This is a genomic window from Nocardia sp. NPDC059240, assembly GCF_042753865.1.
In the GTDB taxonomy this organism is placed as follows: Bacteria; Actinomycetota; Actinomycetes; order Mycobacteriales; family Mycobacteriaceae; genus Nocardia.
In genome coordinates this window covers 335,781-349,189 of record NZ_JBHZAC010000009.1, presented here as the reverse complement: position 1 = coordinate 349,189, position 13,409 = coordinate 335,781, and the positions used below count along the sequence as shown (strand labels likewise).

12 protein-coding genes are annotated in these 13,409 nt (G+C 66.9%); 6 read left to right on the top strand and 6 right to left on the bottom strand.

The window, feature by feature from the left end:
* Positions 1-19 precede the first annotated feature (19 nt).
* Positions 20-1,372: an 8-oxoguanine deaminase gene (locus ACFXHA_RS31485; protein WP_379362595.1), complete on the top strand. Its 1,353-nt coding sequence runs from the start codon at positions 20-22 to the stop codon at positions 1,370-1,372.
* Positions 1,373-1,449: 77 nt separating this feature from the next.
* On the opposite strand, the gene ACFXHA_RS31480 is transcribed toward ACFXHA_RS31485, so the two are convergent.
* Positions 1,450-2,865, bottom strand: a complete 1,416-nt coding sequence (locus ACFXHA_RS31480; protein ID WP_379362594.1) for a nucleobase:cation symporter-2 family protein — start codon at positions 2,863-2,865, stop codon at positions 1,450-1,452.
* A gap of 275 nt (positions 2,866-3,140) precedes the next feature.
* Between ACFXHA_RS31480 and ACFXHA_RS31475 the strand changes: the two genes are divergently transcribed.
* Together ACFXHA_RS31475 and ACFXHA_RS31470 are read left to right on the top strand one after the other, a co-directional pair.
* Entirely contained in the window at positions 3,141-3,776 is a 636-nt protein-coding gene (locus ACFXHA_RS31475; protein ID WP_379362593.1) for an MspA family porin, read from the top strand.
* A gap of 59 nt (positions 3,777-3,835) precedes the next feature.
* Positions 3,836-4,522 carry an MspA family porin gene (locus tag ACFXHA_RS31470; protein ID WP_379362592.1) on the top strand — a complete coding sequence of 229 codons (687 nt, stop codon included), beginning with the start codon at positions 3,836-3,838 and terminating at the stop codon, positions 4,520-4,522.
* Here the strand turns inward: ACFXHA_RS31470 and ACFXHA_RS31465 are convergent.
* Positions 4,509-5,294, bottom strand: coding sequence for an IclR family transcriptional regulator (locus ACFXHA_RS31465; RefSeq protein WP_379362591.1), 786 nt, complete (start codon positions 5,292-5,294; stop codon positions 4,509-4,511). The genes ACFXHA_RS31470 and ACFXHA_RS31465 overlap by 14 nt on opposite strands.
* Before the next feature lie 223 nt (positions 5,295-5,517).
* Here ACFXHA_RS31465 and ACFXHA_RS31460 point away from each other — a divergent pair, with 223 nt between their 5' ends.
* Positions 5,518-7,590, top strand: a complete 2,073-nt coding sequence (locus ACFXHA_RS31460; RefSeq protein ID WP_379362590.1) for a thioredoxin domain-containing protein — start codon at positions 5,518-5,520, stop codon at positions 7,588-7,590.
* Positions 7,591-7,608: 18 nt separating this feature from the next.
* Here ACFXHA_RS31460 and ACFXHA_RS31455 read toward each other — a convergent pair whose 3' ends face one another.
* The 3 genes from ACFXHA_RS31455 to ACFXHA_RS31445 all read right to left on the bottom strand — a co-directional run bounded on the left by ACFXHA_RS31455 (position 7,609) and on the right by ACFXHA_RS31445 (position 10,560).
* Positions 7,609-8,073, bottom strand: coding sequence for a hypothetical protein (locus tag ACFXHA_RS31455; protein WP_379362589.1), 465 nt, complete (start codon positions 8,071-8,073; stop codon positions 7,609-7,611).
* A 218-nt stretch (positions 8,074-8,291) separates the two neighbouring features.
* Positions 8,292-9,863 carry an adenylate/guanylate cyclase domain-containing protein gene (locus ACFXHA_RS31450; RefSeq protein WP_379362588.1) on the bottom strand — a complete coding sequence of 524 codons (1,572 nt, stop codon included), beginning with the start codon at positions 9,861-9,863 and terminating at the stop codon, positions 8,292-8,294.
* A 73-nt stretch (positions 9,864-9,936) separates the two neighbouring features.
* Positions 9,937-10,560: a hemolysin III family protein gene (locus ACFXHA_RS31445; RefSeq protein ID WP_379362710.1), complete on the bottom strand. Its 624-nt coding sequence runs from the start codon at positions 10,558-10,560 to the stop codon at positions 9,937-9,939.
* Between the two features lie 226 nt (positions 10,561-10,786).
* On the opposite strand from ACFXHA_RS31445, the gene ACFXHA_RS31440 reads away from it, so the two are divergent.
* Together ACFXHA_RS31440 and ACFXHA_RS31435 are read left to right on the top strand one after the other, a co-directional pair.
* Complete coding sequence (locus tag ACFXHA_RS31440; protein ID WP_379362587.1) at positions 10,787-11,566, top strand: isoprenyl transferase; 780 nt, start codon at positions 10,787-10,789, stop codon at positions 11,564-11,566.
* Positions 11,567-11,646: 80 nt separating this feature from the next.
* A complete protein-coding gene (locus tag ACFXHA_RS31435) occupies positions 11,647-12,252 on the top strand; it encodes a hypothetical protein (RefSeq protein WP_379362586.1) in 606 nt (201 codons plus the stop codon).
* Here the strand turns inward: ACFXHA_RS31435 and coaA are convergent.
* Positions 12,249-13,181, bottom strand: a complete 933-nt coding sequence (gene coaA / locus ACFXHA_RS31430; RefSeq protein ID WP_379362585.1) for a type I pantothenate kinase — start codon at positions 13,179-13,181, stop codon at positions 12,249-12,251. The two genes, ACFXHA_RS31435 and coaA, sit on opposite strands and share 4 nt — an antisense overlap.
* Between the last annotated feature and the right edge of the window lie 228 nt (positions 13,182-13,409).

Genomic DNA, 13,409 nt, shown 5'->3' with positions numbered 1-13,409 from the left:
GGACAGAAGACGGGCACGCATGAGCAAGTTGGTCATTGAAAACGCTTATATCGCACCGGTTGTCGGTGACGAGATTCCCAACGGCTATCTGATCGTCGGTGACGACGGGCGGATCGAAGCTCTCGGCGCGGGACCGGCGCCGACGGTGGTGGGTGCTGACCGCCTCTCCGGCACCGGTTGCCTGGTGACCCCGGGCCTGGTGAATACCCACCACCACCTCTACCAATGGGCCACGCAGGGGCTGTTCCAGGACGCGACGCTGTTCGAGTGGCTGACCGGGCTCTACCGGCTGTGGGCGACCATGGACGCGGAGATCGTGCACGGCGCGGCGCAGGCGGGTCTGGGTTGGCTGGCGTTGACCGGCACCACCACCTCGACCGATCACCACTACATCTTCCCCAAGGGGCGCGGTGACGTGTTCGAGGCGGAGGTGCGTGCGGCGCGTGAGATCGGGATCCGTTTCCACCCGTGCCGCGGTTCGATGGATCGCGGGCAGTCGCAGGGTGGTCTGCCGCCGGATGAGGTGGTCGAGGACCGTGATGCGATCCTCGCCAGCACGGAGGAGATCATCCGCACGTATCACGATCCGTCGTTCGATTCGATGCTGCGCGTGGCCGTCGCCCCTTGTTCACCGTTCTCGGTGTCGGAGGGTCTGATGGTGGAATCCGCCAAGCTGGCTCGCAAGCACGGGGTCCGGCTGCACACTCACCTTGCCGAGACTCTGGACGAGGAGGAGCACTGCATCGAGCAGATGGGTTGCACGCCTGTCGAATACATGGAGAAGCTGGGTTGGCTCGGCGACGACGTGTGGTTCGCGCATGCGGTTCACCTGCACGACAAGGATATTGCGGCCTTCGCGAAGACCGGCACCGGGTCGGCGCACTGCCCGACCTCGAATGCCCGATTGGGTGCGGGGATCGCGCGGGTCACCGACCTGCTGGCCGCGGGTGCGCCCGTCGGCCTCGGTGTCGATGGCGCGGCGTCGGCGGAGCTGACGTCCATGGCCGGTGAGATGCGTCAGGCGCTGCTGTTTCAGCGTGCCGTGCGTGGACCGCGGGCGATGACGGCGCGTCAAGCGCTGGAGGTCGGCACCTTGGGTGGTGCTCGAAATCTTGGGCGGCACAACGAGATCGGCTCGCTCGAGGTCGGGAAGCTGGCTGATATCGCGGTCTGGCGGGTGGACGGCTTCCGGGCCGCGCTCGAGGATCCGGTGTGCGCGTTGGTGTTCGGACCGCAGCCCCCATTGGCCCGGCTGCTCGTCGGTGGCAACACCGTCGTGGCAGACGACGAACTCCGGACTGTGCCGCACGATGCGGTCGGTAAAGCCGGCGTAGATGCCCGCAAGCGCATCATGCGACAGGGGAACCGATGAGCACTCGCTGACAGACGAAGGGCCCCATATCCATTCGCGGATATGGGGCCCTTGCGGTTCAGCGGACCGTGCACACGTCAGTGGTGGCCGTCGGGAATTCGGGTCTGCTCCGGCAGCCGGGCCTCCGCGTCCGAGGCGGCGGCGAATACCGAAGCGCCGGGGCGGCGACCGAACTTCCATTCGTTGAAGGCCAGGTTGAGCAGCACCGCCACGATGGCGGTGGCGCTGATACCGGAGTTCAGGACCACGCCCACCATGTCGGGGAAGGCATCCCAGAACTTCGGGGCGGCAACGGGAATCAGGCCGACGCCGACACCGACCGCGACGATCACCATATTGAGGTTGTCCTGGAAGTCCACCTTCGCCAGGGTGCGGATGCCGCTGGCGGCGACCGAACCGAACAGCACCAGACCGGCCCCGCCGAGCACCGGGTACGGGATGCCCGCGACGACCGCGCCGACCACGGGCAGCAGGCCCAGCAGTACCAGGATCAGGCCGCCGGTCGCCACCACGAACCGGCTCTTGATTCCGGTCAGGGCCACCAGGCCGACGTTCTGGGCGAACGCGCTGCAGGTGAAGGATCCGAATACCGGCGCGATCGTGGTCGAGAGCATGTCCGCGCGCAGGCCGTCGGCGACCCGGCGCTCATCGACCGGGGTCCCCACGATCTCACCGATCGTCAGGATGTCGGCGGTCGTCTCGATCAGGGTCACCAGGATGACGACGGTCATCGCGATGATCGCGCCGATCTCGAAAGTCGGTGTGCCGAAGTGGAAGAGCTGCGGCGGCGCCACGATCTTCGCGGTGCCGACACTCGAGAAGTCGGTCTTCCCCGCGCAGATGGCGACGACCGTGCCCACTCCCAAGCCGATCAGAATCGACAACCGGGAGATCGCCCCCTGGAACAGGCGACTGATCACCAGGATGATGATCAGCGTCAGCCCGGCGAAGCCGATATTGCCCATCGACCCGTAATCGGGCTTGCCCGGATCATTGCCCATCGCCCAACCGAACGAGACCGGCATCAGCGACAAACCGATCACGGTGATGATCGAGCCCGTCACCACCGCCGGGAACAGCCGCACCAACTGGGCCACGAACGACGACAGCACCAAGCCGATCAGCCCGGCCACGATAATGGACCCCAGCACCGGGCGCAGTCCGCCGGTGGAGGCGGTCGCCACCATGGTCGACACGCCCGCGAACGAAATACCTTGCACGATAGGCAGTTTGCTGCCGAACGGTCCGAAACCCAGCGTCTGCACCAGCGTGGCCAGTCCCGACACGAACAGGCTCGCCGTCACCAGCAAACCGATATCGGTGACCGACAGACCCGCCGCCCCGCCGACGATGATCGGCGGCGCGATCACACCGCCGTACATCGTGAGAATGTGCTGGCTGCCGTAGGCGAACAATTGCCAAGGCGTGTGCCTGGCATCCTCCGGCCGCTCGGATTCCTCCGGGGAACGGCTGCGCCTCGTGAAAATGCTCATGGAAACTTCCTCTCCACCGCGGAACTACATTTCCGCCGACCAGCAGAGTGGCACGCATCACTCATGATCAACAGGCAATTCAACTTCATATATTGTGGCCTGCATCACAGGGTTTCAAAGAAAGAAACCTCGCTTGCCATCGTGCGCGAATTTCCATGTTTGAAATCGATAATGAGGCAATTCACAAGCCGATCTACTGTTCGCCGGAGTGCGTAATGCGCACAATTCCCGCGCCCTGATCTCGATGGGGCGTGCTGATTCAGTGAGGACAGTAGATGAGGGATTACCGGAGTGTGGGTGCCGCCGCGGCGGTGACCGCGGCGGTCGGTCTGCTTTCGGCGGGTGCGGCGAACGCGGACGCCTTCGTGCCATTGCCGGACGGTCACATCACCGAACCGGGTGTAGCCATCGACAGCGTGGGCAACAGTGTTGTGATCTCACCGTCGCTGGCCGCCAATGGCGCGGGCCGGGTGGCCTGGCTGTCGTCGCACATCACCGCGAACGTCGATACGCCGACGGGCAAGGTCGGTCCGTGGAACGGACCCGCGAACGGGGCGGGCACCAACGATTCGTCCACGCATGGCGCCTCCACCATGTCGGTCGGTTACCTGGTGGGCTGTCAGGTGGCGCTCGGCAGCCTGTCGGCGGGGATGTCGGCCGGAATCAGCTCGAGCCCTTCGCTTTCGGGCTCGCTGTCGCTGCCGTTGGGGCCGGGCGAGGTCAAGTGGGTCAACTTCGATCAGAAGGACATGGTCGAAAGCGGTGCGTACCACTTCGATCTGCAGGACCAGCAGATCGAGATCCAGGGCTGTGCGGGCTACGCGCAGGCCCGTCAGGTGGTGACCGTGGAAATCGTCGGTCCCGACTATTCCAAGACCACCCTGTACGGCCAGCCCTTCAGCATCGGCTGAATTTCGCTGGCACGCACAGCTTTTCGATTCTTCAAACCTGATATTCGAGGAACACGCACATGAACAACTCGAGCAGTATCGCCCGCCTGGCGGGCTTCGGGCTGAGCGCCGCCGTCATCGGATGCCTCTCGGCCGCCCCCGTGCATGCCGACACCATCGTGCCGCTGCCCGGCGGGCACATTACCCAGACCATCGGCGACGGCACGGTTGTGGATGTCGACCTGACCGGGGAATCGGCCAACATCAATCCCTCGCTGGGTGCCACGCCCTTGCACCGCAACGCGTGGACCAGCGGCCACGGTGCGGTCGATCTGAGCGGTGGTGCGGCGGCCGATCCCGCCACGTACACCAAGCTGAACATCGGCTACATCGTCGGCTGCCAGGTCGACCTGTCGGCGGGCATGACGGCCGGTGTCGATGCCTCGGCCACCGCCGACCTCAGTTCGGGCCAGGGAACGATCACGCCGAGCGGCGGTGCCTCGACCTCGCTGACCTTGGCGGCCGGTCAGGCGAAGGTGCTCAATCTGCTCGATCTGGAAGTCCCGGACGACTACAACAAGGAGAGCCACTACTCGGCGCCACGGGTGTCCGGGCCGCATCAGAGCGTGACCTGGCACGACGAGACCTTCGCGGTGAACGGATGCGGCGGCTACGCGCAGGCGCGGTCGTTCGTCCAGGCGAAGGTGTACACCCCGACCACGGTCGGCATGGTCACCCTGTGGGGCGAGCCGTTCAGCCTCGGCTGACCGGAGGCTGAGCGATCTGCTCCCCGACCAGGGCGCGGCCGATCTGCATCCCCGTCGCATGCAGTGCCGCTGGAACGGCCGTGCGGGTGGTCTCGGTCCGGGGCATCACCACCGACAGGGCCGCGACCACTTCCCGGCCGGGCAAGCGGAGCGGCACTGCGATGGCCGTGGACTCCGGATCGCCCACCGCCGGACGGAAAGCGACACCGGTACGGCGGATCTCGACGAGTTGCGCCCGCAGGGAGTGCAGATCGGACCCGCCGCCGAGGGACACCATCGGCGGCGGGTCCGACAGGAAGCTCTCCTGAACGGCCATCGGCGCGTGCGCGAGCAACACCCGCCCCGGCGCGGACACGTGCAGCGGGAGCCGGTCACCGGGCTCGCGGACGAAGGCCGGGACCGCGGCGGGCGTGGACATCAATTCGACGAAAATAACCTCATTGCCCTGCCGCACACCCAATTGGACATTCTGACCGAGCCGGGCGCTCAATTCCGTCATATACGGGCGAGCGACCCGGCTCAAATTGCGTGTCGGCACCGCGCGGACGCCGAGTTCCCACATTCGCAAACCGAATACCACTCGGCGGTCGTCATCGCGTTGCAGCCAGCCCTGATCGACGAGATCGGAAACCATCCGCGAAACGGTGGGCAAGGACAGCCCGGTTCGCTTCGACAGGTCCGAGACGGTGGCGAACGGCGCATCGTCATCGAATGCTTCGAGGAGGCGGACCAATCGCGAGAATGCGGACTCGCCGTTGGAATATCTGGCCATCAGGACTTGCCTTCCGAACTAAGACTGCTCAGGCCTCACGGCCCATCGGTCATCGAAATCCGTTGCATCCTTGTCGATTACGAGACCGCCGGAGGCGGCGCGTCAGTTTCCGACGGGTTCATAGCCTCCGGGTTCGAATTGTAACCGGCACCGCACCCTCCGGGTCCGTGCAGGGGTGCGAGCGATCGCCGCTGCCACCGCCGGATGTGGGAGGCTGAAGGACATGAACCGTCTGGGCAGCGCCACCTCGCCGTACCTGCGTCAGCACGCGGACAATCCGGTGGATTGGCGGGAGTGGAGCGCCGAGGCGCTGGCGGAGGCGGCCGAGCGGGATGTGCCGATCCTGCTGTCGATCGGGTACGCGAGCTGCCACTGGTGCCATGTGATGGCGCATGAGTCGTTCGAGGATGAGGCGACTGCCGCGCTCATGAACGCGAACTTCGTGTGCATCAAGGTGGATCGGGAGGAACGGCCCGATCTGGATGCGGTGTACATGAATGCGACCGTGGCCATGACGGGGCAGGGTGGGTGGCCGATGACGTGCTTCCTCACGCCCGAGGGGGAGCCGTTCTATTGCGGGACTTATTACCCGAAGACGCCTCGGCATGGGATGCCTTCGTTCACGCAGGTGCTGACCGCGGTGGGGGAGACGTGGCGGAATCGGCGGGATGAGGTGAATACGGCGGCGGCGCAGGTGGGGGACGCGTTGCGGCAGCAGACGGCGGGGTTGCCGGATGCGGAGATACCGCTCGGGGCGGAATTGCTGGCCCATGCGGTGAGTGCGGTGTCGAAGGATGTGGACCGGGAGCACGGCGGGTTCGGGGGTGCGCCGAAGTTTCCCCCGTCGGCACTGCTGGAGGGGCTGCTGCGGCACTATGAGCTGACCGGGGATCTCGGTGTGCTGCAGACCGTTTCGTTCACCTGCGCGGCGATGGCGCGGGGCGGGATCTACGACCAGCTGCGCGGTGGATTCGCGCGGTATTCGGTGGACGCCGCCTGGGTGGTGCCGCATTTCGAGAAGATGCTCTACGACAATGCACAGCTGCTGCGGGTGTACGCGCACCTCGCGCGGCGGGACTTCGACACGGGAGATGCGGGCCGGGAGTCGTTGGCGCTGCGGGTGACTCGCGAGACCGTGGAGTTCCTGCTGGCGGATCTGGGCACCGAGCAGGGGGCGTTCGCGTCCGCGCTCGATGCCGACACGCATCTGGAGCCGGGGAGTCCGGGTGTCGAGGGAGCCACCTATGTGTGGACGCCCGCCGAGCTCAACGGGGTACTGGGCGCGCTCGACGGGGCTTGGGCCGCAGAGCTTTTGGGGGTTACGACGGCAGGAACCTTCGAGCACGGCACCTCGGTCCTCACCCGATACCACGATCCGAAGCCGGTCGACCAGGAACGCTTCGACGGGATCCGGGCACGGCTGTCCGCTGCCCGCGACCGCCGTCCGCAACCCGAGCGCGACGACAAGGTCGTCACCGCCTGGAACGGCATGGTGATCGTGGCACTCGCGGAAGCCGGTGCCGCACAAGGACATCCGGAGTGGGTGGACGCCGCCGCGCGCTGTGCCCGCTACCTGCTCGACGCCCACGTGACCGACGGTCGCGTCTGCCGCGCCTCACTCGGCGGGGTGCCGGGCTCGGCCCCCGGCGTACTGGAGGACTACGCCTGGCTCGCGCTCGGGCTCCTGGCGTTGCAGCAGACGACCGAAGGTGAGTGGCTGCCCGCGGCACAGGCCCTGATCGATGCTGCGATAACCCATTTCGCCGACCCGGAGACCCCCGGCAGCTGGTTCGACACGGCCGACGACGCCGAAACCCTGCTGACCCGCCCCCGCGACCCCTTGGACGGCGCGACGCCCGCCGGCACCTCGGTGCTCGCCGAAGCCTTGGTCACGGCTGCCGCGCTCGCCGACACGGAGGCCGCGTCCCGCTACCGCCACCTGGCCGACCTCACCCTCACCCGAGGCGCGGTCCTGCTGGCCCGCGCTCCCCGCTCCGCCGGACACTGGCTCGCTGTCGCCGAGGCCGCCCTGCGCGGCCCCATCCAGGTGGCCGTGGTAACCGGCCCGGACAGCGAATCCGGCAGTACCGCAACCCTCTTGGCTGCGGCCCGCGCGGCCGCCCCCGGCGGCTCGGTCATCGTCTCCGGCCCAGTCGATTCGCAACCCCTGCTGGCCGACCGCCCCCCGGTCCGCAACACCTCCGCCGCCTACATCTGCCGAGGCTCGGTCTGCGACCTCCCCGTCACCACCCCCGAAGCCATCCGAACCAGCCTCCTCCCACCAGCCTCGGCCTGAGCCACTCGGTGGAGGGGGTCAGGCTCGGCGGCCGGCCGTGATGGCGGCGGGGAGGAAGATCAGCACGGCGATGACGTGGACCGCACGGAACAGGCCGAGCAGCACCTCATTCGGGGTCCACCCGGTCAACAGGTCGCCGAATTGCTGGGCCGAGAAGATCGCGCCGAGCGGTTCCATCACCAGCGAGGCCAGTCCCACCGTGCCCAGCCCGACCACGAGAATCCCACGCGCCCAAAGACTTCCGGTCAGCATGCGGGCAGCGAGCGCGAACACCGTCAGATAGATCGCCACCCGGACCAGCAGTCCGACCGCGATCCCCGATAGGTGACCGTCGGGTGCGTCGATCACGATCGCCGCCCGCCCCAACGTTTCCGCGATCCCCGCGACCAGCGCCGCCACCACGGCCCGATACGCGAGAATCGCCCGCTCCGGCCGCTCCCACACCGCCGCCGACGTCCGCTCGAACGCCCCGATTTCAGTCATCCCTCCACTGTCGGCCCCGACCCCCACCCCCCGAATCCCCCGCAAGTACCACGTCCGTCCAGTCCTCCGGTACGACAACGCGATTCGCGGCGGGGGTTAATGCGTTGCTGCGGGGGAGTCGGCGGTTCTACAGTCCGGGGGTGTTCAGATCATCGTTTTCTGTTGGAAATTGCCAGGTCCGGGCGGGTGCGCGGGTGAGCCTGAAGTGGCTTGGGTGATCAGCGATCGGCGGCCTGGTCGGCCGCGGGTTCCCGGGGTGGGGGTGCGGCCGGCGGCTGGGCGGCCTGCGGGGCACTGCCGTTGCGGCGGGGTGGGGACGGGACGTCGGTCCAGCTGGGCGTCGGCTCTTTGCGGCCGCGGAGCTGGAGAGTGTCGAGGTGGGTCCACTTCGTGCGCTCGGCGTCGCAGGCGGCGTCGATGACGGCCTGACTGGCCAGGATGCGGCGGGGGACTCGCTTCGCCTCGGTGGTCAGGCGGGCGGCCTCGTTCACCGCGTCGCCGATGACGGTGAACTCCAGGCGGGTGTCGGTGCCGACGTCACCGGCGAAGACCAGTCCCCGTGCGATGCCGATGCCGACGTCGAGTTCGGCCAGCGTCGCGACTTCGTCGCGGATGCGGCGGGCGGCGCGCAGGGCGGGGGTGGCATTGTCGTCCAGCGCGATGGGTGCGCCGAAAATGCACAGTGCCGCATCGCCTTCGAACTTGTTGACCAGGCCGTGGTTGTCCTCGGTGGCCGCGACCACGGTGGACAGCAGCCGGTTGAGCTTGGCGACGAAGTCGTGCGGCGCGAGCTCGGTGGCCATCGCGACCGAACCGGTCACATCCACGAAAAGCGCTGTCACAATGCGCATATCGCCGGTCAGGCTGGTGGTGCCGGACAGTGCCCGTTCGGCCACCTCCGCGCCCACGTGCCGCCCGAACACGGTCCGCATGCGTTCGCGCTCACTGAGATTGGCGGCCAGCTCGTTGACCGAATGCTCGAGCCGCCCGATCTCGCTGGTGCTGCCGATGGGTACCCGCACCTCGAGGTCGCCCTTCGCGATCCGGTCCAGTGCGTCCCGCAGGGTGTGCATGGGGCTGGCCACGGCGCGGGCCAGGGCGGCGGTCGCAACGGAACCGGCGGACAGTCCGACCAGCGCCAGATAGATGCCGGTGCGGATGCGGTCGTGGGCCTCCGAAGTCGGGTCCGCCAGCACGGTGATCAGCATGAACAGCGGTACCGCGCCCGTCACCGCGAAGGTGACCAGCACGCGCGCCAGCACCGTGTTGCTCCAGTGCGCGGCCCCTTCCAGCACCTCGGCGATCACCGGAATCGTCGGCCGGATCAGGCGATCCACGATCAGGAAGGTCAGGGCCGCCGATTCCAGGCCGCCGAGGGTGAACATGGACAGCACCACCGGAAAGCTGCGCTGCTCGGTGGCGTGCGCGAAGATCGCCGCGGCCACCACCACGCCGGGCAGCCAAATGGCCAGGGCCCGTAGCGTGATCGACAGCGGCAGGTGCAGCAGCCGCCGCGCCTCCGCCTCGCTGGGTGGGCGGCGCTGATCGAGCCAGCTGAAATAGTGCTGCCGATCCCGGATCGCCAGTCCGATGCCGACCAGTGCGCCGATGGTCGGATAGATCGAGACCTGCACGAATGTCGACATCCAGGCGCCGCCGAGCCGGCTCAGGAAGCCCGACAGCCACAGCTCGATGCTGATCACCGCGAGGCCGCCGAGATTGCACGCCATGACCACGGCCGACAGCCCGCCTCGCGCCCGCAGCGCCCACAGGATGAGTCTGCTGGTCACGTCGCAGACTTTAGAGACCTTTGGGCCTGGATTGCACGTTTGTGGGCAATTACTCGGGGATCAACTTCCGAGATCAGCTCAGCAGCACGAGCCAGATCGCGATGTAGTGGCACAGCGCCGCGACCACCGTTGCGGCATGGAAGAACTCGTGATGCCCGAACACTTCCGGCCACGGATCCGGCCAGCGCGACGCGTAGAGGATGCCGCCCACGCTGTAGGCGATGCCGCCCGCGAGCAACAGCAGCACCGGCGTCCAGCCGACATTGCCGATCAGCGTCCCGGCCACCGGCACGATCGCCCACCCCAACAGCAGATACAGCGGCACCCCGACCCAGCGAGGCGCGGTGGGCCACAGCATCTTCAACGCGACACCGCCCAACGCTCCGGCCCACACCACGGAAAGCAGGATCGTTCCGGCACTGCCGCGCACACCCAGTAGTGCGAAAGGCGTGTAGCTGCCCGCGATGAAAAGGAAGATCATCGAGTGATCAGCCCGCTTCATCCACATGCGCGCCCGCGCGGTCTTCCAGTTCACCCGGTGATAGGTGGCGCTGACCCCGAACACCCCGCACACGGTGATCCCGTAGACCAGCGTCGACCAGGTCGCCGTCGCCGACACCGTGGATGCCACCGACACCAGCACGATCACCGCGATAGCGGCCACACCCACGGCCCAGGCATGGATCCACCCGCGCATGCGGGGCTTGATCAGCACCGGTTCGGCGGGGACGGATTCGAGGACATCCGCCACCGGGGCGGAGGTCGGCACAGCGTCGGACATAAGTTCCTCCTCGGTAACCTACGGTACCGTAGGTTGTCGCGTCCGAGCCCGTCGAGTGGGTGTCGTCACGAAGTGCGCCCGGTGTTTCGCTCTTGTGTCCCGGTCGCTCCGCGCTTCGCTGCGGGAGCGTAGGGTTGCGGCCGTGAAGCTTGCGGTTCAGGTGCGTGGACTCCCATATCGCATATATGAGGCGCGGCTGGCCAAGCAGCTGGCGGATAAACAGCATCCCAGGCATGTCGCCGTGATGTGTGACGGCAATCGGCGGTGGGCGCGGGAGAACGGGTTCAGCGATATCAGCCACGGCCATCGGGTCGGTGCGCTGAAGATTGCCGAGCTGGTCGGCTGGTGCGGCGATTCGGGCATCGAGATGGTGACCCTGTATCTGCTGTCGACCGAGAACCTGCGCCGCGACTCCGATGAGCTGACGACCCTGTTCGAGGTCATCACCGATGTCGTCGACGAACTCTCTGCGCCGGAACAGGATTGGAGCGTCCGCATCGTGGGCGCGCTCGATCAGCTGCCTGCGGAGATGGCCCGGCGGTTGAGCGAGGCGGCCAAGAGCACCGAGGGCCGCACCGGCGTGCACGTCAATGTCGCCATCGGCTACGGCGGCCGCCAGGAGATCGCCGACGCGGTGCGCTCGCTGGTCCGCCAGGAGATGGATGCCGGGGAGACCGGCGAGGATCTGGTCCAGTCCATCACCGTGGACGCGATCGGCCAGCACCTCTACACCTCCGGTCAGCCCGACCCGGACCTCGTCATCCGTACTTCCGGCGAGCAGCGGCTCTCGGGATTCCTGTTGTGGCAGAGCGCGTATTCGGAGATCTGGTTCACCGAGGCGTACTGGCCGGAGTTCCGACGCGTGGATTTCCTGCGGGCGCTGCGTGATTACGCGGCCCGGCACAGACGTTTCGGGGTCTAGAACACGGCGAACCAACGGTTCCGTTGCAGTGCAACCGCTTCCGGGTTCGCCAAGTCCTTGCTCGCGTACCGTCGGAGCGTATGAGCGAGCTGTACGAGGGGCAGGGTGGCCCCGCGGAAACCCAGGTCGTGGCGGTGCCGTACCTCAGCTATGAGGAGTTCGGCCGTCGTTTTCTGGAGTATGCCGCCTCCGCCGATCGCATTGCCGGAGCGTTCGAGAAGCTCACCGGGGAGGCGTTCGAATTCGGGCCGATCGGGGCGGGGCCGGGCAAGCTCGCGAAACTCTCGGCCACCGTGCGATTGGGGCAGCCACGCTTGAATCGCGAAGTGGACGACACCATTTCGTTCGATCTGGTGATCCCGCTCAAGGTCGATCTGCTCATCGATCTGTCGGTGGACCGCTATCCGTTCCGCGTGGACGGCACCATTCACCTGCATCTGACGGTGCGGACCGCCGAACCGCTGCGCGTGCTCATCGAGATCGCCGAGCCGCAGCCGAGCAATGTCCGCATCAATGTCGCCAGTGCGACCCGGCGCGGCGAGCTACTACGCATCCTGGCCAGCGTCGATCATGAGATCCGGCGCTTCGTGGCCCGCTATATCGCCACCGAGATCCGCAAGCCGAATATCCAGGCCGCCACCGATATCGACGTCGGAGGGCGCCTCGATGCCGCCTGGAAACTCTAGAGCTTGCGCAGCCGCAACCGGTTGATGGTGTGGTCGGAGTCCTTGCGCAGCACCAGGGTCGCGCGCGGCCGGGTCGGCAGGATGTTCTCCACCAGGTTCGGCCGGTTGATGTTGTGCCAGATCTCCTTGGCCTGGTTGACGGCTTCCTGCTCGTTGAAGTTCGCGTAGTGGTGGAAGTGCGAGTCCGGGTTCTGGAAGGCGGTCTGCTGCAGCGACAGGAACCGCTGCACATACCAGTTCTCGATGTCCTCGATGCGGGCGTCGACGTAGACCGAGAAGTCGAACAGGTCCGACACCATCAGTCGCGGACCGGTCTGCAGCACATTGAGGCCCTCGACAATGAGGATGTCGGGCTGGCGCACGCAGTGGTATTCGCCGGGCATGATGTCGTACTGCAGGTGCGAGTACACGGGCGCACAGACCTCGTGCGCACCGGATTTCACCTCGGTGACGAAGCGCAGCAGCTTGCGGCGGTCGTAGGACTCCGGGAAGCCCTTGCGGTGCATGATGCCGCGGCGGGTGAGTTCGGCTGTCGGGTACAGGAATCCGTCGGTGGTGACCAGATCCACGCGCGGATGGTGGTCCCAGCGCGCCAGCAGGGCTTGCAGCACACGCGCGGTGGTGGACTTGCCGACCGCGACCGAGCCCGCCACGCCGATGACGAACGGCACCTGACGATCGGGGTGGGTCTCGCCGAGGAAGGTGGCGGTGGCGGCGAACAATCGCTGTCGCGCCGCGACCTGCAGGTGGATGAGACGGGCCAGGGGGAGGTAGACCTCGGCGACCTCCTCGAGGTCGATCTGCTCGCCGAGGCCGCGCAGGCCGATCAGTTCTTCCTCGGTGAGCACCAGGGGAGTCGACTTGCGCAGGGTGCGCCACTGCTTGCGGTCGAATTCCACGTAGGGGCTGGGCTCGCTCATCCGTGCCATTACTCGGGTCCCCACATTCGCGCGCCACGACAACAGCTCTCGGAAAGCCGCATCGTCGCCGTGCCCGGCGATCCGGCCAACACTCCACGCATAGCCGAATTGTGCTCGGCCTCAACATCGGGGTGAACACCAGGTGTTGCTACTCGCCGGTAACCGGAGTGGGATGGGCCACATCACAGTAGCCGGGCGTGTCCGGTGAGCCTGCGCGACAGGCTGATCCGGGCCGCT